This window comes from Rhodopirellula sp. J20-39, from assembly GCF_057365095.1.
Genome location: NZ_CP195123.1, coordinates 3947194 through 3971906, shown reverse-complemented (window position 1 = coordinate 3971906; position 24713 = coordinate 3947194). Strand labels below are relative to the sequence as shown.

Genomic DNA, 24713 nt, shown 5'->3' with positions numbered 1-24713 from the left:
AGGCCTAGCCCACTCAGGCCTAGCCCACTCAGGCCAATCTACCTTGAGCCAATCGAACTCAGGCCAATCTGACATTGGCCAACCTGACGCTGGCCATATGAACTCGGGCCATACGAACTCGGGCCAGTCAAAGTTAGGCCCGGCCAGGTCGGCAAAATCTGGCTTCCTGTTTTCGCCAGCCATCGATTTGTTCTTTGTCATCAACATCGCCTGGCCGCTGATCCTGTTGGTTGACCGCGTCGGTGGTGTCACCACACATCAAAGCCTTCTGTTCTGGCAAATCTATTTTGTCACCGCTCCTCACCGTTGGATCACGTTAGCGTTGGTGGCCGTGGATCACCACAAGGGTCACGACCGACGACGGCAGTTCCTTGCCTTCGGTTGTGCGATCTTGGGGGGATGCTTGTGCGTTAAGCTGGGCACCGGGTCGTTGCTATGCCTGGGTGCAATCGACTACATCTGGAACGCTTGGCACTTCGCATCCCAACATCACGGCATCTTCCAAATCTACCAGCGTCAAAAGCGATCCAACGAGTCCCAACCAATAGCCCCCGCGAGTCCATCCGCGGTTCGGTTCGATCGGTTTCTGTTCCGCGGTTTCATGCTCTATGTGATCGCTCGCATCGCAGGGTGGGGTTGGAGCGAAGGACCGTTTGATGGCTACCAGTGGGCTGGTACCGCGGATTGGCTGGTCTTGCTAATCCCCGTGGGGCTCGTTGTGCGCCAAGTCGTTCGCTTCGCCCAAAAGAAGCGGGCGACGGTGGCCAGTTTGGCGTACTTGATCAGCGTGATGTCGTTGTTTTCCGCCTTGTTGTTGGCGTCTCATTTTGAAAACAGTCAGTGGGTGGTGCAGCTTGCACTCGCCTCGGCCATCTTCCATTCGCTGGAATACATGGCGATTGTGACTTGGTCAATGAACCTGTCCGGCCAAAAGTCTCAGTCCAGCGTGTTAACCCGTTTGGCCGCCGTTTGGATGACCTTCCTGGCAATCTTCATCATCGTCATCGGTCTGGGAAACTATTTGCTATCGCGTGGCTATTTTGAATTTTGGGTATTCGTCAACATCATCGTCGCGTTTTGGCACTACTGCTTTGACGGCATGATTTGGAAATCCAAGAAACGCAAGTCTGGCTCGACAAGTCAGCCGAATTCCGGCAACACCATTTCCGCCAGTCCAGCTACCGCATGACCGATCAGGAACCATCCCGGCTTACCAATTGGCTATCGCTAGCCATTGGTCTACTTATCGCTTTCATGGTCGCCCGTTTTCAATTGGCGACGCCCGGCGGAGCAATCGGCGTGTATGGACGATGGGACGTTCTGCTGGTAGCGTTGCTTTCCGCGTTACCACTGGCGATCTTGATCCAATACAAGCTTGGCTTTCGTAGCGGTAAAACAACGCTGGTGACTTCGCTGTTGTTGCTTGCCTTCACCTTGGTCGCTTGTGAATGGTCCGTCTCCCAAAACTGGCTCGAAGAAACCGGAATAGTGGGACCAACCTTGACGCGCACTGCCATCGCATTCGCATGGATGCTAATAGTTGTGTTGCTAACCCAAGTTATCGCTACCCTACCTCGGCTATCGATCATCGTTCAATCAACATGGGCCGTGCGTTTGACCGTGCTGGCAATCGCAATTTTGGTCCCAGCTACCTATGTGGATTCGGTCGCTGAAGGAATCCGTCTCGATCTTGAAAAATCGCTGCAAGCCAATCGGTACTTCGTCGCTCAGCAACATGCGGTCAGACTAGCGTGGCTGCACCCACACACCAAGGTTCATGCTCAACCCATCCAAAGTTTGAACGAGCAACTGATCAACCAGGTTCAACAACTTCACCAACATCTTGAGTCGCCATTGTCACAACGACCGACCATGGCGGAGCTTGGCCGTCGTGTCACCACGCTGATGCAACTGGATCGCAACGCCGAAGCGGTGCGTTTGTTGATTCCGATCAGCCACGGGCCGCGGTTCCAACCGATCAGCTTGGATTATTTGGGTCTCTGTTTCCAGCGAATGGAACGCTACCAAGAAAGCTTGTCTGCCTATCAAGCAGCCGTAGACCACTGGACGGCGGCCGAGGTAGGGGACCGACAACAAGCCAGTTTGGCAAGTGCTTGGAAAGGTGTCGGATTTGCCGCCCGCCGGCTAAACCAGCGCAGCCTGGAAGAGCACGCGTATCGCCAGCTCGTTGAGATTGAACCAACTGCAGCGAACCACATGTTGCTTGCCCAGTGCTACCGCGAACACCAAAAGACAGAACTCGCCGCCAAGCACACCACGCTTGCAGCACAGCTCGATCCGAATCTGCAGGCGAAGTCCGAATCGATGCTCTCATCGATATCCTCGGACCATTTCGGTTGCTGGCTAGTACCGCGAAGTTGACGGTCAGCATGTAAGCAAGCGGCTCAGACTTTTAACGGTACCGCGTCCGGTCTGCCCAAGAACAGCGAAAGCCTTCACCGCGAACGCCGAAAGCTGCACGATCGTCCAACAGCAAGGTCCCTATTCGCTAGCGTTGACGCCAGCTTGAACCAAAGGAGAATGCCGGAGCGGAGTACGCTGGGGCTGAGTACCGAGGTGTTGTGTAGGCAGGCCGTGATTGTCGGCGGCGAACCGTGTTTCCATAAAAATGGAATGGTCGGTTTGGCCGTTGCTCGATCGGAAGCGATTTGATCTCGGTGCGATAGTCTCCGCGAGCGATCACGACCGGTGACCAGCCTGTTGTCTGAGCCGCCGCGTCACTCGGAAGCATTAGACTGGCAAGCAACAGTGCAGCGGCGGCGCGAAAGAGATTCTTCATGGTGGGGACTCGTGTGTTGATCATGGACCGTCGCTCCCTGGAAGCTTCTTTCTGCTTCACCCAAGTAGTTCGCGACATAGATTCGTCTGCCACGCCGCAAAAGAGGCCGACATCATTTCATTCTAGCTCGCGGATTGACCACGTGAAGTCGAGAAGGTCGCAAACCGACACCGACAATCGGTTTCATTTGCGGTTGGACGGTTAGTCGCTCCCCTAAGGGGATGGCCCCAAAATGAACTTCAGTCCGCCAGATCTCGACGGCGGCCATTAGGCCATCAAGATTCGATACACACAGCCTTTTTGGCAATATGCGAGTTCTTGGGGCGTCGAGATCCTTGATCGAGCAAAAAGTATCTTTCGTGAAGACATACGCAGCCGCTCTATCAATCGAATAGGATTGACGTGTGCTCACAAAACGATCCGTTCTGGTCTCAGCGGACCTGCGACAGAATTCCGACCAGCCAACAACGAATCCAAATGCCGGGTGCTTAATACTGCCGGGCTTCTCAACTACCCGCATTTTCGACTACCGGGCTCTTCAGTGGGCTCAAGGGAATCAGTATGAATCCTGACTCAACGCACATTCCGGCTGCACCGGAGAACGCACACTCGTCCCCCAATCCAATTCAGCTGATTGCCTCCAATTGGTGGGTATTGCTGCTCCGAGGGCTCTCGCTGGTGATCGTCGGCCTGTATGCCTTGTTAAACCCCGGACTCAGCCTGCTTGCCTGGGCGTTGATTGTGGGTTGCTACCTGATTGCCGACGGCGTCCTGGCGGTGATCGCAGGCATCGCCGGTTGGGTCGATTCACGAACTTGGATGATTGTCCGTGGCGTCATCGCTGTCCTGATTGGCGGATTTGCCGCAGCACACCCCATGCTGTTCGGTGCGATTGCCGGAATCACGGTGATCTCGTTCGTGGGGGTGGGAGCCATTGTCAGTGGTGTCCTGGAAATTTTGGTCGCGATCCGTCAGCGAGATGCCATCGAAGGCGAAGGCTGGATGATTGTCAGCGGAGTGTTTTCAATCTTGTTCGGAATCGTCTTGTTAGTGGCTCCGCTGATGTCGCTCGCCTTCTTCATCCGTATCAGCGGAGCGGGCGCCATCCTGTTTGGCTGCGCCGCAATCTTTGCCTCATTCAAACTAAAGCAATTACGCGCCCGCTGAAGCAAGTTCGCAAGTCTGGCTGAGCCCTGCCAGGTTCGTTAGCGGTACAATTCGTTTTCCTTCAGAACCGACCAAGCGTCGCCTGCAAACAAGCCTTGCCCGCAAACAAGCATCGCCTGCAAACCCCTTAACAATCAACTCACTGGAAAAACCGATGCTTCGGAGCCTTATTCTGACAATCGCGATCTTGCTAGCCGGTTCCGGCTTCGCCGAAGACGTTGCGTCGGACGGATCGGTGTTGCCATTCCCGGCTCCTGAGATGGCGAGCGTGACTAAGGCTCGGCTACAAGATTCGACGATGACGTGGCCCGACCAGCCTCAACGATTTCCCGAAGATGCGCCGAATATTCTGGTTGTCTTGATTGACGATGTGGGCTTCGGCGTAGCGGAAACCTTCGGCGGCGAGGTTCATACCCCGACACTAACCAAGCTTGCCAACGAAGGGCTGCGTTACAACGCTTTTCACACGACCTCCATTTGCTCGCCCACCCGCGCGGCTTTACTGACCGGTCGCAACCACACTCGGGTCAGTTCGGGAACCATCGCCGAACGTGCTGTCGCGTTTGATGGATACACCGGCGTCATTCCTAAGACTGCCGCCACCTTTGCTGAGGTGTTGAAAGAATACGGGTACCACACGTCGGCGTTCGGAAAATGGCACAACACCCCGGCGACTGAGACCACCGCGATCGGCCCCAAGGATCGCTGGCCCAACGGCTACGGATTTGAACACTTCTACGGATTCCTGGCCGGTGAAACTTCGCAGTGGGAACCGAGGTTGGTGGAAAACTATAACATCGTCGAGCCACCCAATGATGAAAAGTACCATCTTACCGAGGACCTGGTCGACAAGGCTCTCACTTGGGTGGACGAACGCGAAGCATTCGCACCCGATAAACCGTTCTTGATGTACTGGGCCCCCGGAGCGGTCCACGGTCCTCATCACATCTTCCCGGAGTGGGCCGACAAGTATAAGGGCAAGTTTGACGACGGCTGGGATGCTTACCGCGAACGAACTCACAAGCGGCAATTGGAGATGGGCATTATCCCCAAGGGTACTGAACTGACTCCACGCGACGAAACGCTTCAGGCATGGAACGACATTCCGGAAGCCCAGAAAGCCTTTCAACGGCGAGGAATGGAAATCTTCGCTGGCTTCGCCGAACACACCGACGCTCAGGTGGGACGTCTTGTTACCGGACTTGAAGAACGCGGGCTGCGAGAAAACACGCTGATCTTCTATATCTGGGGCGACAACGGTTCGAGTGCGGAAGGCCAGCAAGGATCGATCAGCGAACTTCTTGCGCAGAACAACATCCCGAACACCGTCGAACAGCAAATCGAAGCCCTCGACAAAATCGGCGGCCTCGATGCACTGGGTTCCCCCAAGACCGACAACATGTATCACGCCGGTTGGGCCTGGGCCGGCAGCACGCCATTTAAAGCGACCAAACTAGTCGCGTCCCATTTCGGTGGAACACGCAATCCGATGGTCGTTTCTTGGCCCAAGGGAATTCAGCCGGACAAACAGATCCGATCGCAGTTCACGCACGTGGTCGATATCGCCCCCACGCTCTACGAGATTCTCGGCATCACACCTCCGCAAGAAGTCAACGGCCAAAAACAGATCAAGATTGACGGTGACAGCCTCGCCTACACGTTCACCAACGGGACAGCCGAAACAAAGAAGGACGTTCAGTTCTTTGACAACAACGGTAGCCGAGCGATCTATAAGGATGGCTGGATCGCCTGTGCCTTCGGCCCGTTCATTCCGTGGAACACACCAGCCTCTGTGCCCCGCGTGGCCCAATGGGATTCAGCAACCGACGACTGGGAACTTTACAACATCACCGAGGACTTCTCCGAGGCGAATGACCTTGCAAAGGAGAATCCAACCAAGCTCGCCGAATTGAAGAAGGAGTTTCTGGCCTTGGCGGAAGACAACAAGGACTTCCCCATCGGTGCTGGCCTCTGGCTGCGACTACGCCCCCAGGACCGAATCAGCACGTCTTACACGACCTGGAACTTCAACGCCCACACGCGCCGCATGCCGGAGTTTGCAGCACCGGGTGTCGGCCGGCAGAGTAACACGGTTGAGATCGAAGCCGAATTCCCTGAAAAGGCCAGCGGCATGCTGTACGCACTCGGCGGTGCTGGCGGTGGTGTTAGTCTTTACCTGGAAGACGGTCACCTGAACTATCTCTACAACATGTTCATCATCGAGCAATACGAGGCTCGCAGTAAGGAACCCATTGCCAAGGGTAAACACACCATCCGGATCGTTACGGAAGTCGCAGGCCCCGGGAAGAGCGGCACAGCGACTCTGTTTGTCGACGACAACCAAGTCGGAAAAGCTGAACTGAAACGCACAGTCCCCACTGCGTTTTCGGCAAGCGAAACGTTCGACGTCGGCGTCGATCTCGGTTCGACAGTGTCACTCGATTACTACGATCGCCGTCCTTTTCCATTCAGCGGCAACATCAAAAAAGTACGTGTCAAACTTACGAAGTAAAACTAGAAGCGGTTAAGGGGAGCGATTGTTAATCGGTTACGCTTTCTGTCGACTGGGACAGTTTCCATGAATCGAACTCGTTTCCAGCAATGCACCGCAGGGCGTGCCGCGATCATCAACGCAGAAATTCGGTTTCATACCTGACGAAGCAAAGTGGGAACTCCCAACCGCCGGTTTGTTGCTCACTTCATCGAAAAACCTTGCACGCCGTTCACGTTCAGTTCACACCTCCTCGCCTCTTCTCATTCGCACCATGAAATTGTTTTTCCTGTCGTTGGCCATGGTCGGACTCAACGCATCTCTTCTTTTTGCCCAAGACGATTCGCCCAAAGCCCAGGACGACCGGCCCAAATTTGATCGTACCGTCAAGACCGCCGACAATTTCGAAGCCGCGATCCCGCGTCCGGATCAAGACAAGTCGGTCGCTGATAAGCTCGCCGATCTAGAAGCAAAGACGGGTAAGAAGCCCAATATTCTGTGGTTGGTCGTCGACGACATGGGTTACGGTGATCCAGGTTGTTACGGCGGTGGAGGTGCAATTGGCGCGGCCACGCCGAATATCGATCTGCTGGCCCGTGAGGGGCTTAAGCTGACCTCGTGTTATTCCCAGCAAACCTGCACACCCACTCGGTCAGCGATCCTGACCGGACGGCTTCCGATACGTACCGGACTGACGCGCCCGATCTTGGCCGGCGACAAGTTGACCCAAAATCCGTGGGCGGACGAAAAGAGCTTACCGGACTTGTTGTCCGATGCAGGCTATCACACCTTGTTGACCGGTAAGTGGCATGTCGGCGAGCCCGTGGGCATGCGACCGCATGACATCGGCTTCGATGAATTCTACGGTTTCTATCCTGCTCAGAAAGAGATCACACAAGGAATCGACTCACGCCGTTTCCCTGACTTGGTGAACAACCCCGCTCGGATGCGAGCGTTCGAAGCGATCGCCCCCGACGATCACTTGCAGCACGGTTTCAAAGGCGGCAAAACGAATCGCCTTGAGCAAATCAAAACGACTGAAGACATGGGGCGCGCCGAGAAGAAGCTTGCCGACTTCACCATTTCCCGGATCAAAGAACTGGCCAAGGGCGACAAGCCCTTCTTCATCGAACACTGCTTCATGAAGGTCCATTGTGACAATTTCCCCAACCCTGACCTTGGACCACTCAGTGCGGCACGCTACTACTACAAAGAAGCCGTTGCCGAAGTCGATTTGCACACCGGCGAAATCATCAAAGCGCTTGATCAGGCTGGCGTATTAGAAAACACCTTTGTCTTCTTCACTTCTGATAATGGTCCGCAAATGGACGGTTGGCCCGACGCGGGTTACACGCCGTTTCGCGGTGCGAAAGGCACGACCTTCGAAGGCGGCGTTCGAGTGCCGGGGATCGCTTATTGGAAGGGCGTTATTCAACCTGGTCGTGAAAGCGATGAACTCTTCGACTTAATGGACCTGTTCGGAACCGCACTCAATCTCGCTGGCGTTTCCAATGACCGATTGCCCAGCGTAAACTTCTATGATTTCGTTGACCAAACCTCGTTCCTGCTGCACGATGACGGCCAGTCCAAGCGTGAGGCGGTGTATTTCTGGTGGGGCAAAGAGTTGATGGCGTGCCGAATGAAAGAATACAAGGCTCACATCAAGGTTGCGCTTCCCGAATCGACGAACATGCACATTGACTACGCAACGCTACAGGATGTCGGTTTGGCACCGTGGCTGTTCAATCTCTATATCGATCCCAAAGAGCAGATGCCGGTAGGCCATCGCCGCAACGCCTGGTTGGCCAGTGTTCTTGGGAAATTGAAGGCACACGGTGCGACCATGAAAAAGTACCCGCCGAAGAACATCGGACTCTAGAAGATGCGGCATGTTAGCATGCAGCCCCTACTCGCTTTTCGCGTAGGGCCGTAGTGGATCTTGTGAAAGATCTTTTGTGAACCAACCAACTGAATCCGCTTTGATAACCAGTACAGGTGTCTGATGAAACGTAACCTCGCCGTCCTCTCCGCGATCGCATTCACGGCAGCGATCTCGACCGCGTTCGCGGAAGATCCCACCCCCGGATACAACCACAAGATTCCCGCGAAGATCATGACGCCGGATCGGTTGGACACACGTATCGGGACGCTGGAATTTTCTGACGGGCGTCCTAATGACGCGACCGTCGAGAAGCTTTATGACAATCTGTTGCTGATCCGCGGCGTGGAGACGTTTCTGAACGGAATCCCTGCGACGTCGATCGAAGGTTTGCGTTTGGGCAACATTGAACTCGGTGCCAAGGATTGCAACGACGTTGTTCTGTTGGAAGACCTCCTTGATTCCACGCCACTGTTTCTGACCGGAAACACCGATACCGTTTATTGCTCGGGTTTCCTGGATTTGAAAAAAGACGGACCAACGGTCGTCGAGATCCCCGCCAAGTGCGGCCCCGGCACGGTCAACGACGCCTACTTCCGATTCGTGACTGACATGGGGATTCCCGGTCCCGACGCCGGCAAGGGCGGCAAGTATCTGATTCTGCCTCCCGACTACCAGGGCAAATTAGAAGGCCCCATCGGAAGCAAGGAGACAATAGTCGACGGCGAAACCTACTACGTCTCAAAGTCACCGAGTTATGTCAATTGGCTGATCTTGCGAGGCTTCCTGGTCGATGGAAAGCCGAACGCCGCCAACGAGATGTTCAAGGACGGACTGAAGATCTATCCGTTGTCCAAGGCGAAGAATCCGCCGGCGATGAAATTCATCAACGGGTCAAAGCGAGAGTTCAATACCATCCATGCGAACAACTTTGAGTTCTATCACGAGTTGAATGACGTGATTCAGCGTGAGCCGATCTCGATGCTCCCACCGGAATTGCGAGGACTGATCTCGGCGATCGGGATCCAGAAGGGCAGTAAATTCGAACCAACCGAAAAGCAGCAACAGATCCTGACCGAGGCGGTGGCGATCGGTAACGCCACCGCACGAGCAATCGCGTTCAAACCTCGTCTTGAAGGAGTCAAGTATTACGAGAACAGCGGTTGGATGACCGCATTTGTTGGTGGCGACTATCGCTGGTTGAAGGATGGAGGACTGGGCGGTCGCAACCTGGATGCTCGCACGCTGTTTTTCTATCAGGCGACGGTAAACACGCCTGCCATGGTGCTGAAGATGGTGGGCAAAGGGTCGCAGTACGCGTACACGACTACCGATAACGAGGGCAACTATCTCGACGGCAGCAAGGACTACACACTCACGATTCCCGCCGATGTTCCGGTGAGCGATTTCTGGTCGGTGGTGATCTACGATCCGCAGACCCGCTCGGAATTGCAGACCGGCCAGCCTTTTCCTAGCCGAAACAGCAAACGCGACGCCTTGGTTGAGAATCCCGATGGCTCTGTCACGCTTCGCTTTGGCCCAGAGGAACCTGCCAAGAACAAGAACAACTGGATCCAAACCGTTCCCAGCAAAGGTTGGTATCCGCTGCTGCGTCTGTATGGACCGCTGGACCCTTGGTTCAACAAAACGTGGCGACCGGGCGAGATTATGCTAGTGAAGTGAGTTCCTCGATGGTCCAAGGCAACGTCTATCGATTACCGGATGCGGGCTCGGCGACTCGATGGTCATTTGGCAGTCATCGCATTACACTGCCACGTGTCATTTCACTCTCATCAGGTCCCGGCCATGTCTAGTTGTCGAATCATCGGCTTACTCACCGTCGTACTTCTCACCGCTGCTAACTCAGCAAGTACCGCCTTGGCCAGCAACGGTCAGCCTGTGGCGGTACAGGTATGGCCGGGTGGCGTGGTTTCGGTTCAGACACAGTGGGGACTGAAGATCGCAATCAACGCGTTCGAGGCTGGATTACCTGAATCGCTCACCTCGTTCGAGCAAGTCTCACTTTCGGCATCGAGCGAACGTGTTTTGGCACGTCCCTACAACGCTCCCGAGCCGACCTGGACGGACACCGACTGGACGAGCGGTGCAGGACTGGCTGCCAATCAATTGGGCGTGCAAATCCTGGCTAACCATCTTGCACGTGTGCAAGTCGATGGCGTCACCATCGTGGTCGCTGGCCCCGAGATGAAACCAACCGATTGTGTCTCGCTCGGTCCCATCGATGTGTTGTTAAGCAGAAATGCTGGCGTTTTAGATACCGAAGTCGTTAAGCAAGTGCGAACGTTCGTGCCGTTGATGATCACGTCGGAGCAACAATCCGAATTGAAATCTGGCGGTGACGATAAGGCGCAGTTCCATCACCAGGACCACAACACGATTGCTGTTGCTCAAAGCAATATCGATCCATCGAACGCGACAAAAATCGTTTTCCTAACCGACCAGCCTTGGCAGATGCCGGCGGAACTGAATGAGTTGTTCGTGGCGATGGAAGAGTCGTGTTCGAAGTCACAAGCCATCTTTGCGAAGTTGTCGATCGAGCAATTGAACTTCAAACCGTCCAATGGTTCTCACACGCCTCGCTGGAATGTGGAACACATGATGGGCCGACAGTTGCAGTTCTTTTCGCAGATCTATCATGCGATTGATCCAACGATTCCGGTGATGGACTTGAATCCCAAACAGATGCCGCCTGACTACGAATTCGCTCACCCGAAATGGGACGGCAAAGAAGAAGCTCGCCAGATGCAGCGGGTCAGCGATTTTTGTCGACGTTTCGCGTACCTGCTAGACGGCCTCGACGTGAACGAGAAAGCTCCCGGCAGTCGCTGGCCTAGTCTGAAAGCATTGTTGGTGAAGATGGACCAGCACTATGACGAGCACACCGCCAACACGGTCAAGAAGTTCGAACTCCCCGAATGGCCAAACCTGTAGAACCGGGCGTTTAAGCGCAGCGACCAATCGCATCAAACTAGCAACTAGCTAATCCGAAAGCCGACGAGATCGATATTCCGTCGGCGTGCACCCCATGCTGCGTTTAAACGCGACCGCCATGTATTCGCCGTATTCAAACCCAGTGCGCTCAGCAATCTCCCCGATCGTCAGTTCGGTCTCGACCAACAATTCCTTAATCCGGTTCACTCGGACTCTTTGAATCTCCTCGGCCGGTGTGTGGCCCAGTAGCTTCTTGAAGCGGTGCTCAAGCGATCGACGAGAAAGCGTTCCCTGACGCAAGACATCCACGACTCGGATATTCGCTGTCGCATGACGGCGGATGTATCCCAACGCCTTGACGATCTCCTCATCTTCAATCGCTAACGTGTCCGTCGAAGCACGCACATGAACCCCCAAGGGTTGTGTGATCAACGGCTGGTCCGCGTTAACGATTTCGCCTGACATCATTCGGTCTAGCAGTGCCGCCGCGTCATAGCCGGTACGTTTCGTGTCCGGAATAATACTCGACAACGTCGGTTCGCTCAGTTCGCAAATCATCCGATCATCATCAACGCCAAGAACCGCAACTTGTTCGGGAACCGCCAGCTTCATCGCCCGGCACGCATCCAGGACTTGTTGAGCCTTGAAGTCATAACACGCCATTACCGCCAGTGGACGCGGCAGCCCTTGTAGCCATGCACCGATCCGGCGAGTTTCCGCTGTGGGATTGAATCCGTCGTCATACCGTGCGGCGGAATGATGTTCGAAGAACCGACACTGAGCCTGATCAGCCAATTGCCGGAAGTGCTCACCTCGACGCGTCGACCATACGAAACCCACATCGCCACAATACGCGAGGTTGCGGAACCCTCGCTCGACAAAATGATCGACTGCGAGCCGGGCGATCGCTCGATCTTCCGTGTCTGCCCATGGCACACCACTGACATGTCGCGCGGCACTGAGGTCGACGATCGGAAGCCGGTGCTTGAGCAATTGCCGCCCAATCGCGTCGGTCTCAATTCGCGCAATGATGCCGTCGCCATCCCAAGAATCGAGCCAAGCCGGTGGAGTCGCTCCCCGTTGTTGTTCGGTCAACTGAACTGACCATCGACCACATGCCTTGGTGTACGCAATCACGCCGTCCAACAGCCCACGGCTGTATCCGTTGGAGGTTTCGATTAAGAGGGCAACGGATCGGTGCTTCATTCCCGGACCCAACAAGCATGTAAATTATCAACGATGGCATGCGCAATATCTACTTGGGACCACCGTAGGGGCCGCTAAAATAGGTGAAATAGCTCCCAAGCACCACTCCCACCTTCAACCCAAGGGCCCCCATGTCCGCTTTTCCTGAAGTTTCCAAGATCCAGTACGAAGGTCCTAAGTCCGCCAATCCGTTGGCTTTTCGTTGGTACAACCCCGACGAAGTGGTCGCTGGCAAGACGATGAAGGAGCACCTGCGTTTCACCGTAACCTATTGGCACACCTTCCGCGGAACTGGCAGCGATCCGTTTGGTGGCCCGACGATGCACCGCCCTTGGGATGATGGCAGCGAATCTGTCGAAAACGCTTGCAACCGAGCCCGAGCGGCCTTCGAATTCTTCGAAAAGCTCGACGCCCCCTTCTACGCATGGCACGATCGCGACGTTGCTCCCGAAGGAGCCACGCTGTCGGAATCACACGCCAACTTCGATGCCGTCGCGAAGGTTCTTAAAGAAGAGCAAGAGCGTACTGGCGTGAAGCTACTGTGGGGCACCGCCAACATGTTCAGCAATCCACGCTTCATGCATGGTGCCGCCACAACCTGCAATGTGGAAGTTTACGCTTTCGCCGCCGCACAGGTGAAAAAGGCGATGGAAGTCACCAAGGAACTTGGCGGTGAAAACTACGTGTTCTGGGGCGGCCGCGAAGGTTACCAGAACCTATACAACACCGACATGAAGCGCGAGCTGGATCACCTCGGTCGATTCTTCCACATGGCGGTCGACTACGCCAAGGAAATCGGCTTTACCGGACAGTTCTTGATTGAGCCTAAACCCAAAGAGCCCACCAAGCACCAGTACGACTCCGACGCGGCCGCATGCTTGAACTTCTTGCGTACCTACGGCTTGGAAGATCACTTCAAGCTCAATATCGAAACCAATCACGCGACCCTTGCCGGTCACGAGATGATGCACGAACTCGAATACGCCGGCATGCAGGGTGCACTGGGTAGCATCGACGCCAATACCGGTGACCTGCTATTGGGCTGGGACACCGACCAGTTCGCGACGAACTATTACCTCACCACGCAAACGATGCTCGTGCTGCTCAAGTACGGCCTGAACCCTGGCGGCGTGAACTTCGACGCAAAGGTACGACGGGAAAGCTTTGAGCCGATCGATTTGTTCTACGCCCACATCGGCAGCATGGATGCATTCGCTCGCGGACTGAAGGTCGCCGCCAAGATCATCGAAGACGGTGCGATCGATAAACTTGTCGCGGAACGTTACAGCAGCTGGGATAGCGATCTCGGAAAGAAAATCGAAGCCGGTCAAACCTCGTTTACCGAACTCGAAGAACTGATGCTGGGTAAGGGCGAAGCAGCCCCCAACGCCAGCGGACGGCAAGAGCTGTTAGAAAACATCGTTAACCGCTACATGGACATGGATCTCTGCTAGATCCTCAGCGGAAAGCGTTTCGCCTTATTTAGCTGAATTCGCATCCAAAAACGAAAAAATGGCCCTCGGAGTTACCGGGGGCCATTTTTATTTGAATCGTCTCAATAGGTGACCAGAACTGCGTCATTAGGCGTAGTTGTCGCTTTTCAGCACGACCTTACCTCGATCAACGCCCTCTTCCACACGGCGATGAGCCTGATCGAGCTCGCTGATTGGAAAGGTACTATCGATGGTCACTTTCAGCTTGCCCTCTTCGTACAAGCGGATCAGTTCACGAAGGTCTTCCGCATTCGGCTTGGCCAACATGACGGTGCCAGACTTGGATAATGGCCAAGTCAAAACAGTCATCATCATCCCCTTCACGTCGGGCTCAGTCGAAACGTAACGACTATGTTCCGTCATTACATCGCGAGCGTCGCAGTAACTGGCTTTACCAGCAGCGTCGAAGATCACCTCCCACCGTTCTTTCGACTTCGTAAAGTCAGTCTCGGCGTAATCGTAGAAATGATCAGCCCCCAGTGATAGGCAAAAATCTCGATTGTCACTGCTGGCAACAGCATCAACATGACAACCGTATGCCTTCGCGATTTGAACGGCGAACATACCCACGCCGCCACTAGCACCGTTGATCAGTACGCGATCACCCGGTTTCATTCGACCGTGATCACGCAATGACTGCAGTGCTGTGGTACCGGCCAAGGGCATTGCAGCAGCGATATCCGTTGGAACGGATTCGGGCAGCAACGTGACTGAGTTGATTCCGCAAACAGCATACTGTGCACTTGCCCCGCCACGTGCCGAGTCCAGGAAAGCAACGACTCGGTCGCCAACTTGGAAAGCCGAGTCTTCATCCGCTTCGGCGATGATCCCAGCCACATCATAGCCAGGAATCCGTGGGAAGCCTCCAGGAAGCAGCCCCTTCATCTCACCTTGTCGCATGCGGTAGTCAATCGGGTTGACGCTTGAAGCCAACACCTCGATCAACACCTGACCGGATTGCCGCTTGGGTACATCGACAGTCGCCGAGTGCAATACACCTGCATCGCCGTAATCATCGTAAACCATCGCAATCATTGATGATGACCGCGGTTTAGCCGCGACGGTCGCGTACTCTTGGCTCTTCATCTCCGAACTCCCTTGGAATGGATGCACTGCATTGCACTGCATTGCACGAGATCGCACGAGATCGCACGAGGAATTATTCCGCGACCATTCGCTGACGCGGTGATTAAGCGAATACGTGCGAGTTAGTCGTAGCCAACAGTAGACTGCGGACACCTAGAACGGCACCGCCATTAAATTGCATCGAGAGCAATGCACTTAGAACTACGTCTCTCGGAATCACCGCTGGCCCGCGTCGAGATCCAACGGAAGGCCAGCTAAACGAGATACCGGTGCAACTAGGCAACCGGTCCGCGACGGCCCATGATCAACCCGATCACGAACAACACCAAGAACACAACGAAGAGGATCTTGGCGATCGATGCAGCAGTACCGGCTAGGCCTGCAAAGCCGAGCACGCCTGCGATCAACGCGATAATCAAAAAAGTCATAGCCCAGCCTAACATAGCAGTCTCCAGTAGTGGTTGTGGTGTTGCATGGAGCGTGAAGTTGGCTCCTTTGCTTTGCTATCAAGCAACAGCGATTGCTGTGCCAAATTCCCACAACGAACTAAGGTTTCGCGTCATTTACTGCTAAGCATGCTGGATTGCTACGTAAGACGGCTTTGGATGCAAGCATGCCGGACGATAACCGTACAGCCTGGATGCTGCGCCTCCAACACGAAAAGTTATCCGACGACTGGCACTTGGCCGCAATCACAAATCATCTTGCTGATCGATCACGGTACGGGCGAGCTTGAGCGTTGTAGAAAAGGATGTAGGCGGTGTCGCCAGACTACGGTGCTCTGATTTTTGTCGACTCCAGCTACAGAAACCAATCGCGCAGCGACCCAAAGTAGGCCGGATGAAGGAGGCTCTGCGACGTCCATCCGGCAGTCACGTGAATGCCGGAACGTCGCTGCGCTTGGCCCGGCCTACGAACCGCAAACTGAATTCTGGCGAACCCAGCTACCGGAATCGGGCATGTCAAATCTCAAAATGCTCTAAGCGACGAAACTGAGCTAAGCAGGACCACATTTCGCAACGACTACGTAGGGCTAGTGCTTCATCTACATTTCATTTTGGGGTTGATCGTAGTGGATGAGGCGACGAATCCCATCCACTCACCAACCTGACGGGCTCGTCGCCTCGCCCACTACACCCCAAGGTTTAATATGGATGAAGCGCTAGTTGCTATTCGGCATATTCGGCCGGTGGAGGAGCACTCAACTCCGGATGATCGATCAACAATTGCTCGACATCGGAAACGTCATAGGTTTTGCCGACTTCCTCTTTCGAACAACCAATCGAGGCGACAGACAACATTACGGCTGCAACAAGCCAATTTATACGAACACTCATAACGGAATCACATTTAGAAGGACATAAGAAGACGGTGCGATAAGAGCGTCAACACTTAGCGGTGATTGCTAAGTTTGACGCCCTGGAGATCGATCAAGCAACTGATCGCATGCTTACAAACGCGTGCCCAGCGCCTGGGCACGTTGCATTCGCGAAAGACCAGAATAGGACTGGTCCAACGTGTCTAGAACTCGTCGCTAATGACTTCCGAAGAAGCACGAGTACCAAGCGCACCCCATAGGCCAAACGGGCTAGCCGACCCGGGGGACGACAGCGAATCGTCGTTCTGACTGTCGACCGAGACCATCGCTCGTGAGGATAGATTTCCTGCGTCAATCGAGTCCGTGATGAACTTGATCGCTCCATCGCCCATCAAGACGTGGGCACCGCCTTGGTGTCGGCTGCTTGGCGGGCAAACCGCTTCAGCTTGGTGCCAGTTCGCACTAAAGCACAACTCGCGGTTAGGAGGCAAAACGGTGTAAACACCGGAGTGCAGGTGCAAGCCCCACGCCCAACGATAACCACGTCGATTGTCGACGGCGCTGCTGGTGAACGGCGCCGATGCGTCCCAAAACAACGGACGATCCGAATCGACGAAAGACTCGCAAGCCACAGCGCCGCCTATTGATTTCAACGGTCCCGTTGGCCCGGATGTTCCATTGACCGGTCGAGTACGTCGATCGTCATCACCAATGTCCGTGACCATTTCCGCCATCGCGATGGTATTGGATAGACCGTCCAAAACATCTCGGAACGAGCTCTTCAGATGGCTCTTAAAGAAGCCGCGATTGCTGGCGTTCGCTTCTGAGAAGATGGTCGTCGACTTCGGTGTTCCGTTGGTGTTATAGATTTGTCCCAAGTTCGTCACATCGATCGAATCGCCCATGCTTACGCCGTAGTTGGTACGTCCCATTGCTGGCAGTCCAATACCAGGATCGCTGGGGCAACGGAACGTTGGGATGTCAGATTCGTACGGATCGTAAGGACCAGCGTCAGATGCAACGAGGCGACTGAACACGCGGCCTGGATAGGGCCCCATGGGTGCATAGATGTTTCCAGCACCGGGCTGACCAGCCGGCACTTGGTAGGGATTCGAGATTTGCTCCCAAAGAGCCTGCTGTTCGATGAACGGGGTGAACCCGACCAACGCTGACAATTCAAGACTATTGCTGCCTGGAATTTTCTCTCGACCCGAAACCAAAGTAGAAGTTCCACCGCCTTGAATCGGTAGCTGCCGGAACGTCGCTTGGTAGTTGTGCATTGCCAAGCCGATTTGCTTGAAATTATTGCTGCAGCTCATTCGTCTTGCTGCTTCACGTGCTGATTGAACTGCCGGCAACAATAAGCCGACTAGCACACCGATGATCGCAATCACCACGAGCAGCTCTACTAAAGTAAAACCACGATTGACTTTTTGTCTGGTCACAATTCACTCTCTACAAATTTAGAAGTTGATCGAAACGGGCAAACGCTCGTCTTCGTGACGCAGAATTTCGACTTGCTGCTCTAGGATCAGTACGACTCGTGGGGCGAAGCACTGAAAAGAAAAGAACACAGAGGTTTCCGCTCGACGTCGCGAAGCAGTTTAGACAAACACCTTCATCGCTGATTGGATGATTCAATTGGCCATCCACCTAAATGCGCACAACCAAATATCGCCCCCTAACGGCGATTCAATCAAACACGGAAGCGATAGTCGCTCATCGCGCCAACAGACCGTTATTAGCCGACTTTTGGTCATAGCGTCAGACCTTAACCCAGTGCGACCCGAAAGGAGTCATGTCGCCCCTTAAGCGATCTGACAACACGCCAGTTTGCTTCACAACCATGTTGATTGTGGCAGGGGGGTGATGGCGGACCTCTTGCAGTAACCGGTTCTTCAGCCGACTTGGGCATCAATATTTTTTTAAAAGCGCAAACTCCGCAGCAAACCTAGCACCGAGCTACCTCGTTCTCTCGATCGACAACCAGTTCTACTGCAACATCGCTCGATCCAATCCCTTGTCGGCATGCCTGTCACAGCGGCCGAGGAAGTCGCTTCCAAACAGTTGTATGGAATCGAACTCAACCGAGGGAAGCATCAATCTCGCCAGCCGCAATTGGATGCAAGTGTGCCCTCACTTATCCGTTTGGACGCCTAGGGGGCATACTTGTGGACATCTCAGATCCAACGGAAGCCTCAAGCGATGATGCAGGATCAACAGAACGCTGATCGCGCAGGCTGGATGAAGACCGACCAGAACCGAACTAGCGGCATCGGTACTGCCAAGCGAGAGAAGGTGCAATGACCTCAGTTCGAACTGATCTCAACCGCCGAACATTGGCAAACCGTTTGAGTCGCGACGGCACATTGATTGCTAACGATATTGCAAACGGTCCTGAACAGATCCAACAGTTCACAACACACCCATTTGGAGACTAGTCATGCGTTTTTGCGTTGCCGCCCTTGCCGTACTCACACTCACCCTTTCGTCCAGTACGCTTCGTGCGGATGAATCGACGAAGGAATCAAAACCAGAAACATCGAAGGAATCAGCACAGGAAAGGCTTCAAGGGCGATGGGAGATCATCGCTGGTGTCAATCAGGGACGCGAACTCGCGTTGGCTGATGTCACCGGAACCTACGTCACTATCACCAATAACACCATCGTTACATACGATCGCGATGACCAAGCTCGCTACGAAGCAGTATTCACCATGGATGAAACCAAATCACCAATGGAGATTACGATGCGTGCGGTTGCGAAGGGCGCGTCTACTCACCCGTCCGTCGATGGCAAAGCTCGTGTGTCTGGCGACAATTCCGCATCCGGCATCTTCAAGATCAACAGCGAAAAACGGTGGATTCTCTGCTACGCCTTGCCAGGAGCCGACCGGCCCGAGAAGTTTGAATCGCCTGCCGGAAGCAAGATCATGCTGTTCACGCTCGGTAAGAAGCAAGGCGATCCCGTCCCTGTTCTCCACACCGTCGAATAGATCAGCGGTTAGATAGCACTCGGTTGCCTATCGCCAAAGTCTTAGCCTCACGCATCCAGCTGCTGAGGCCAAAGCGGCTACTAAATGAGCACTAATTAAACGCTGTATCACCAGCAATATCGCTCTGCCGTGCTCAGCCAGACTGCCTTCCGGAGCTTTGGCCCGCTGTTTGCTTCTACCAATTGTTCGTCGACCGATCAGGCGTGACGTCGATTCTCTCATTCAGTGCCAATTGTAGTTGGCGTACACAAATTCCACGGGAACCATGATGGCTACAGCAACCAAAACACAATTCAAGCGTGACATTTTAGACAGCGAACCGAACGCAGAAATCACCTCGGTCCTGCAATCCAATCTCACCAATCTTATTGACCTTGCTTTGTTGATGAAACAGGCACATTGGAACGTAGTGGGCCCCAATTTCCGAAGCATCCATCTACAGCTCGACGAAATTATCGTCACGGTGCGCGATGCATCCGATGAAGTCGCTGAGAGGATCTCTGCACTTGGCGTTTCGCCTGACGGCCGTTCGTCCACCGTCGCCACTGAAAGCGACTTGAGCAACTATCCCGATCAATTCGTGAAGGTTCAAGAGACGATCACACTTGTCGCTGACGCGATGAAGACCGCGATCGAAAGCTTGCGTAGCGGAATCGAAAAAGCGGGCGATATCGATCCCATTACCGAAGATCTATTGATCGCGATTTCAGGACCGTTAGAAAAACATCTTTGGATGTTGCAGGCTCAAGAAGCTTAGTACGGGAGCTCTTTCTAGTCTCCGCTCAAGCCAGATAGTTTGAATCGAGAGAGACCAGGAACTTGAAGGCATCAAGGCTTACCGATGTACATTCAAGTTCATCATCGACATAGACAATGATTCCAAATACGCGGCACTCGTAGCCACCTTCGATTAAGAAGACGGCCAATGAGTAGTCGCGTTTTTTGTTGTCTATGTGAGTACATATGGAAGCGTATTCCACAAGCGGATGGCCGATCTCATTCGGCGCAAAGTCTGGCAATCAACAGACCACTGGCACAGGGATTGCGTTAGCGGATTCGACCATCCACCCTAGCGCGAGCGACCACCATGACTCAGTATCTTTCTCAGATCGCCGATAACGTACTTGATGCGATTGGAAACACACCGCTCATCAAATTGAACCGTTTCCTTGCTAACGACGACATCGAGTTGTTCGTCAAATTGGAATCGGCCAACCCCGGAGGTAGCGCGAAAGATCGTCCCGCAAGACAGATGCTTGAATCCGCACTTAAAAGTGGAAAGATTCATGGTGGCTCAACGATCATCGAATCGTCATCGGGCAACATGGGTATCGGGCTGGCACAAGCGTGTCGCTACCACGGGCTGAACTTTGTTTGCGTGGTGGATCCCCGAGCACAGCGTCAAAACCTCGCCATCATAGAAGCTTTGGGTGGGAAAATTGAAATGGTGAGTGCACCACTTCGTGGCGACTTTCTGTCAGCACGGATTGCTCGCGTCCAACAATTGCTCGACGAAACACCACATAGCTTCTGGCCAAATCAATACGCCAACCCCGCAAACCCTTTAGCCCACTATCAAGGTACAATTCGTGAAATCGATGAGGCTCTCAATCACGAATTCGATGTGCTGTTTGTCGCCACCAGTAGCACGGGTACCGCCCAAGGCTGCCGAGATTTTCTGAGGGAATCCGGACGCGACGTTGAAGTCGTTGCGGTTGATTCAACTGGAAGCGTTCTGTTCGGTGGCGAAGCCGGTCCGCGACTCATCCCTGGATTGGGCGCGGGCAAAGAGCCGCCGCTAGCGGTGGGACAAGCATTCAGTCACGTCGCCAAAGTGACCGACTTGGATTGTGTGGTCGGATGCCGAAGAATGGCACAACGGGAAGCCTTGCTGGTCGGCGGATCCGCCGGTGGTGTCCTGATGACAGTCGACCGCATGCAAGAACGTTTCGCCGGAAAACGCTGCGTTGCGATCCTGCACGATTCGGGAACACGCTATCTAGAAACTGTGTTTAACGATGATTGGGTGACAACCGAACTCGGTTGCAACGCGACACAGTTGAACGATCTGGTTCAAGGCAAGACAGTCGAACAGGAACTCGAGGTGGCCGCGTGAAGACCTTGCAAGACAATCCAGCCTCCACGCAAATCTTTGACTCGAATAATTCCGATACGCTGTTGCGAGTCGCAATCATTGGTTGCGGGCCACGCGGGTTGCAGTGTCTCGAAGCGATCAGCCGACGACTGTCCACCGATCAGCGCCGGCGTCTATGCATCACCGTATTCGAACCTGCGGAGGTTCTTGGTGCGGGAGCGGTTTACAACCCGTCCCAGTCCCATTCGCTTCGTATGAACTTTGCAACGCAACACATCGACTTCTGGAAAACGACCGCAGGTCAAAAAACCATCCGCAAGCATTCGCTGCTTGGTTGGCTGTCTACTCGGTACCCCGAGTACGCCAAATCCGATAATTACATTCCTCGCGCCATCGTCGGCGAGTACCTGCATGACTGCTTTGCCGAGGTGAGGACACGATTGGCTGACGTCGCAAGCTTTGAAATCGTACCGGCAAAGGTAAGTGACATCCGCTACCAGGCATCGAAATTTGTGATCCAAGCTGATCACCAGACCTATCAATTCGATCAGGTCGCCATCACCACGGGCCACGAAGGTCTACGCGGTTCACGGACTAGCCTGACCGAGACGTCACCTCGTTCAACCCCAATCCCGGCACTTCCAGCCGACCGTTACCTGACAACCGAATCGGTTCCCAGGAATAGTCGCGTCCTTGTGCAAGGCTTTGGGCTGACCGCCATTGATGCTGTATTGGCGTTAACGGAAGGCCGTGGCGGTGCTTTCGTTGGTAACGGCGTCCTGCCTCGCTATGTTTCGTCGGGTCATGAGCCTTTGAGAATCGACCTGCGTTCGCGATCAGGTCGCCCGATGTTGTCCAAGCCTGCAGCAAAGATGGAACCGATCTCAGATACCTTTTGGATTCCGTTCCGAGATCGTCTGAAGTCGCTCTTACCTAATCACGGCAGTTTAACCTTCCACCGCGATATTTGGCCTGTCGTCACTGACGCTGCGGCGAAGTTATTGAATCAGAGTGGGTGTGACGCTTCCGCTCGAAACGTGATCGATTGGTTCGATGGTTGGTCCCGTTACAAGATGGATCCAAGCACCGCTCGCAAGGCGATGATCCAATCGTATGGCGTCGCAAAGGGAAAACGCCCTATCGATATCCCCTTCGCACTGGGCGATGCATGGCGTCGTCTCTATCCCGAGCTTGTTCAATTGATCAGCCACGGTGGTCTGGACGCCAATAGTTGGCACGGATACGTCAGGACGGCTCGTGAGATGGAGCGAATCGCGTTTGGACCACCAGCGGAGAACGTTGGCCGATTGATTAGTCTGATTCACGCCGGCGTCGTCACGATTGGACTGCAACAAGATATCGCCGCAGATTACGACGTCACCATCAATGCCGTCATTGCCGGACCTCACGAGCAGGCTATCAACGGTCCGCTTCGGCAGTTGACGGAAGCTGGTTTAGTACAGGTCGATGTAGCGAGCGGCGGAGTGATGGTAGACTACCGCGGATACTCTACCGGTCCAATTTCCGGATTAGCTGTGTTCGGGCGTGCCACCGAAGGCTGGGTCGTCGGCAATGACACCTTAACGCGTACTCTCCACACCCACATCCAAAATTGGGCTGGCGAAATCGCGGTGTTAGCTGAATCGCGTTGCACCTAGCATGCTGACACAGGTTGCCTATCAAATTTCGATAGAGCACGAAGCGAGCACCATTCCCTCATCATCACCTAAGACGACTTTCCATGTTGGCAACCGAAACCAACCCTTCATCTTCTAACCTGACCGGCGTTTGGCGAGATCATTGCCACGGCGTCATGCCGCTAAACGCTCGCATTGAACCATGGATGGCGGATCTTTTCGGCAATGGCCTGTTGAGCGACCTGGTAGGCGAGCACGGTTCTCCACTGAACTTGATCAACGTCATTCCGATGAAGTCAAATATCAAGGAAGTGACTCAGGTCGCATTGGAACGCGGGCTCGACTTCCAAGTCTTCTTTGCGCGGAAATCGAACAAGTGCTTGTCATTCATCGATCAGGCTCGTGAGTGCGGTGCGGGACTGGATACTGCCAGCGAAAACGAAATCCAGCAATGTCTGGATCGTGAAGTGGATCCGAGCCAGATCATTTGCACGGCAGCAATTAAGAATGAATCGCTAATACGTTTATGTCTCCAACATTCGATTTGTATCGCGATCGATAACCGAGACGAGTTGGAAGTTGTCGCGACAGTAGCTCAACAATCTGGCAGTCACGCGAAGGTGGCGCTGCGGATCGGCGGGTTCATTCACCAAGGTCAAAAGCTACCGACACGATTCGGGTTCGATGTCGACCGTGACTGGAATGTTATGGATCAGTTGGGCGAACTTCCCGTGGAAGTAGTTGGCGTCCATTTCCATTTAGATGGCTACGATTCCGAGCAGCGAGTCACTGGACTTCAAGATGCACTTAAGTGGATCAACCAACTGCGATCATTGGGACACGCCCCGACTTTCATCGACATGGGCGGTGGTTTTCCCGTCAACTATCTGGAGTCCGAGCAGCAATGGAAGGACTTTTGGCAGGAACACGAAAGTTCGCTGCTCGACCAACGCGAACCGATCACCTACCGAAATCATCCGCTGGGTCGACAAGTAATCGGCGAATCAGTGATTGGCCAGCCGAAGAGCTACCCGTACTACCAAACGCCAACGCGACAAGCGTGGCTAGCCTCGATCCTCGATAGCCTGATCGACGATGTCACCGTTGCCGAACTGCTAAGCAACGCTGACATCCAACTGCGTTGCGAACCCGGGCGTAGTCTGATGGATGGTTGCGGCATGACGGTTGCGCGGGTGGAGTACCGAAAACAGAACGCGAGCGGCGATTGGCTAATTGGCCTTTCAATGAACCGCACCCAGTGCAGAACATCCAGCGATGACTTTCTGGTAGATCCCATCGTGTTGCCAACAGGAGCAGGCCATTCAGATCCAATGACCGGCTATTTGGTGGGTGCGTATTGCACCGAGTCGGAACTGTTGTCGCTCCGCCGGATGAATTTCCCACGAGGTATTCGCCGCGGCGATCTTGTGGTCTTCCCGAATACCGCAGGATACTTGATGCACTTCTTGGAAAGCCGTTCCCACCAATTTCCGCTTGCAAAAAACGTTGTAGTTCCGAACGTCACTTGCGACACGTTCAAACTGGATTCGCTCGATGCACCCGAGTCCGCTAGTTAAGTCATTTCGACGAAAAT

General features: G+C 54.2%; 20 protein-coding genes. 14 read left to right on the top strand and 6 right to left on the bottom strand.

The window, feature by feature from the left end; all coding sequences use genetic code 11:
• Positions 1-43: 43 nt before the first annotated feature.
• Positions 44-1189 carry a hypothetical protein gene (locus ACR3ZL_RS14480; protein WP_473652410.1) on the top strand — a complete coding sequence of 382 codons (1146 nt, stop codon included), beginning with the start codon at positions 44-46 and terminating at the stop codon, positions 1187-1189.
• Positions 1105-2382 (top strand): tetratricopeptide repeat protein, encoded by a 1278-nt coding sequence (locus ACR3ZL_RS14475; protein ID WP_473652411.1) that lies wholly within the window; start codon positions 1105-1107, stop codon positions 2380-2382. Before ACR3ZL_RS14480 ends, ACR3ZL_RS14475 begins: the two co-directional genes overlap by 85 nt.
• A 127-nt stretch (positions 2383-2509) precedes the next feature.
• On the opposite strand, the gene ACR3ZL_RS14470 is transcribed toward ACR3ZL_RS14475, so the two are convergent.
• Positions 2510-2800, bottom strand: coding sequence for a hypothetical protein (locus ACR3ZL_RS14470; protein ID WP_473652412.1), 291 nt, complete (start codon positions 2798-2800; stop codon positions 2510-2512).
• Between the two features lie 561 nt (positions 2801-3361).
• Between ACR3ZL_RS14470 and ACR3ZL_RS14465 the strand changes: the two genes are divergently transcribed.
• The 5 genes from ACR3ZL_RS14465 (at position 3362) to ACR3ZL_RS14445 (ending at position 11289) form a co-directional block, all read left to right on the top strand.
• A complete protein-coding gene (locus ACR3ZL_RS14465) occupies positions 3362-3967 on the top strand; it encodes an HdeD family acid-resistance protein (protein ID WP_473652413.1) in 606 nt (201 codons plus the stop codon).
• 154 nt (positions 3968-4121) lie between these two features.
• Positions 4122-6479 (top strand): arylsulfatase, encoded by a 2358-nt coding sequence (locus ACR3ZL_RS14460; RefSeq protein WP_486172717.1) that lies wholly within the window; start codon positions 4122-4124, stop codon positions 6477-6479.
• Positions 6480-6759: 280 nt separating this feature from the next.
• Positions 6760-8337, top strand: a complete 1578-nt coding sequence (locus tag ACR3ZL_RS14455) for an arylsulfatase (RefSeq protein ID WP_473653557.1) — start codon at positions 6760-6762, stop codon at positions 8335-8337.
• A gap of 123 nt (positions 8338-8460) precedes the next feature.
• The gene (locus tag ACR3ZL_RS14450) at positions 8461-10020 is read left to right on the top strand and encodes a DUF1254 domain-containing protein (protein WP_473652416.1); all 1560 of its coding nucleotides are present in this window, start codon (positions 8461-8463) and stop codon (positions 10018-10020) included.
• Positions 10021-10143: 123 nt separating this feature from the next.
• Positions 10144-11289, top strand: a complete 1146-nt coding sequence (locus tag ACR3ZL_RS14445; RefSeq protein ID WP_473652417.1) for a DinB family protein — start codon at positions 10144-10146, stop codon at positions 11287-11289.
• Between the two features lie 48 nt (positions 11290-11337).
• Here the strand turns inward: ACR3ZL_RS14445 and ACR3ZL_RS14440 are convergent, their stop codons facing one another.
• Positions 11338-12495: a XylR family transcriptional regulator gene (locus ACR3ZL_RS14440; protein WP_473652418.1), complete on the bottom strand. Its 1158-nt coding sequence runs from the start codon at positions 12493-12495 to the stop codon at positions 11338-11340.
• Positions 12496-12626: 131 nt separating this feature from the next.
• Between ACR3ZL_RS14440 and xylA the strand changes: the two genes are divergently transcribed.
• Complete coding sequence (xylA, locus tag ACR3ZL_RS14435) at positions 12627-13949, top strand: xylose isomerase (protein WP_473652419.1); 1323 nt, start codon at positions 12627-12629, stop codon at positions 13947-13949.
• A gap of 126 nt (positions 13950-14075) precedes the next feature.
• Here the strand turns inward: xylA and ACR3ZL_RS14430 are convergent, their stop codons facing one another.
• The 4 genes from ACR3ZL_RS14430 to ACR3ZL_RS14415 all read right to left on the bottom strand — a co-directional run bounded on the left by ACR3ZL_RS14430 (position 14076) and on the right by ACR3ZL_RS14415 (position 17837).
• On the bottom strand, positions 14076-15074 hold the full coding sequence (locus tag ACR3ZL_RS14430; RefSeq protein WP_473652420.1) for an NAD(P)-dependent alcohol dehydrogenase: 999 nt from the start codon (positions 15072-15074) through the stop codon (positions 14076-14078).
• 275 nt (positions 15075-15349) lie between these two features.
• Positions 15350-15517, bottom strand: a complete 168-nt coding sequence (locus ACR3ZL_RS14425; RefSeq protein ID WP_473652421.1) for a DUF1328 domain-containing protein — start codon at positions 15515-15517, stop codon at positions 15350-15352.
• A gap of 726 nt (positions 15518-16243) precedes the next feature.
• Entirely contained in the window at positions 16244-16411 is a 168-nt protein-coding gene (locus ACR3ZL_RS14420; protein ID WP_473652422.1) for a hypothetical protein, read from the bottom strand.
• A gap of 184 nt (positions 16412-16595) precedes the next feature.
• On the bottom strand, positions 16596-17837 hold the full coding sequence (locus ACR3ZL_RS14415; RefSeq protein ID WP_473652423.1) for a DUF1559 family PulG-like putative transporter: 1242 nt from the start codon (positions 17835-17837) through the stop codon (positions 16596-16598).
• Between the two features lie 583 nt (positions 17838-18420).
• On the opposite strand from ACR3ZL_RS14415, the gene ACR3ZL_RS14410 reads away from it, so the two are divergent.
• The 6 genes from ACR3ZL_RS14410 (at position 18421) to ACR3ZL_RS14385 (ending at position 24696) form a co-directional block, all read left to right on the top strand.
• Positions 18421-18552, top strand: a complete 132-nt coding sequence (locus ACR3ZL_RS14410; protein ID WP_473652424.1) for a hypothetical protein — start codon at positions 18421-18423, stop codon at positions 18550-18552.
• Between the two features lie 283 nt (positions 18553-18835).
• Positions 18836-19387 carry a TIGR03067 domain-containing protein gene (locus tag ACR3ZL_RS14405; protein WP_473652425.1) on the top strand — a complete coding sequence of 184 codons (552 nt, stop codon included), beginning with the start codon at positions 18836-18838 and terminating at the stop codon, positions 19385-19387.
• 268 nt (positions 19388-19655) lie between these two features.
• On the top strand, positions 19656-20144 hold the full coding sequence (gene dps, locus ACR3ZL_RS14400; RefSeq protein WP_473652426.1) for a DNA starvation/stationary phase protection protein Dps: 489 nt from the start codon (positions 19656-19658) through the stop codon (positions 20142-20144).
• Positions 20145-20474: 330 nt separating this feature from the next.
• A complete protein-coding gene (sbnA, locus tag ACR3ZL_RS14395; RefSeq protein ID WP_473652427.1) occupies positions 20475-21503 on the top strand; it encodes a 2,3-diaminopropionate biosynthesis protein SbnA in 1029 nt (342 codons plus the stop codon).
• Positions 21500-23140: an FAD/NAD(P)-binding protein gene (locus ACR3ZL_RS14390; RefSeq protein ID WP_473652428.1), complete on the top strand. Its 1641-nt coding sequence runs from the start codon at positions 21500-21502 to the stop codon at positions 23138-23140. Before sbnA ends, ACR3ZL_RS14390 begins: the two co-directional genes overlap by 4 nt.
• Before the next feature lie 83 nt (positions 23141-23223).
• On the top strand, positions 23224-24696 hold the full coding sequence (locus ACR3ZL_RS14385; protein ID WP_473652429.1) for a Y4yA family PLP-dependent enzyme: 1473 nt from the start codon (positions 23224-23226) through the stop codon (positions 24694-24696).
• Positions 24697-24713: the final 17 nt, after the last annotated feature.

Coding starts and splice junctions, on each gene's coding strand:
- ACR3ZL_RS14470 (WP_473652412.1), bottom strand. CDS start 2,800: ATGAAGAATCTCTTTCGCGCCGCCGCTGCACTGTTGCTTGCCAGTCTA.
- ACR3ZL_RS14465 (WP_473652413.1), top strand. CDS start 3,362: ATGAATCCTGACTCAACGCACATTCCGGCTGCACCGGAGAACGCACAC.
- ACR3ZL_RS14460 (WP_486172717.1), top strand. CDS start 4,122: ATGCTTCGGAGCCTTATTCTGACAATCGCGATCTTGCTAGCCGGTTCC.
- ACR3ZL_RS14455 (WP_473653557.1), top strand. CDS start 6,760: ATGGTCGGACTCAACGCATCTCTTCTTTTTGCCCAAGACGATTCGCCC.
- ACR3ZL_RS14450 (WP_473652416.1), top strand. CDS start 8,461: ATGAAACGTAACCTCGCCGTCCTCTCCGCGATCGCATTCACGGCAGCG.
- ACR3ZL_RS14445 (WP_473652417.1), top strand. CDS start 10,144: ATGTCTAGTTGTCGAATCATCGGCTTACTCACCGTCGTACTTCTCACC.
- ACR3ZL_RS14440 (WP_473652418.1), bottom strand. CDS start 12,495: ATGAAGCACCGATCCGTTGCCCTCTTAATCGAAACCTCCAACGGATAC.
- xylA (WP_473652419.1), top strand. CDS start 12,627: ATGTCCGCTTTTCCTGAAGTTTCCAAGATCCAGTACGAAGGTCCTAAG.
- ACR3ZL_RS14430 (WP_473652420.1), bottom strand. CDS start 15,074: ATGAAGAGCCAAGAGTACGCGACCGTCGCGGCTAAACCGCGGTCATCA.
- ACR3ZL_RS14425 (WP_473652421.1), bottom strand. CDS start 15,517: ATGTTAGGCTGGGCTATGACTTTTTTGATTATCGCGTTGATCGCAGGC.
- ACR3ZL_RS14420 (WP_473652422.1), bottom strand. CDS start 16,411: ATGAGTGTTCGTATAAATTGGCTTGTTGCAGCCGTAATGTTGTCTGTC.
- ACR3ZL_RS14410 (WP_473652424.1), top strand. CDS start 18,421: ATGCCTGTCACAGCGGCCGAGGAAGTCGCTTCCAAACAGTTGTATGGA.
- ACR3ZL_RS14405 (WP_473652425.1), top strand. CDS start 18,836: ATGCGTTTTTGCGTTGCCGCCCTTGCCGTACTCACACTCACCCTTTCG.
- dps (WP_473652426.1), top strand. CDS start 19,656: ATGGCTACAGCAACCAAAACACAATTCAAGCGTGACATTTTAGACAGC.
- sbnA (WP_473652427.1), top strand. CDS start 20,475: ATGACTCAGTATCTTTCTCAGATCGCCGATAACGTACTTGATGCGATT.
- ACR3ZL_RS14385 (WP_473652429.1), top strand. CDS start 23,224: ATGTTGGCAACCGAAACCAACCCTTCATCTTCTAACCTGACCGGCGTT.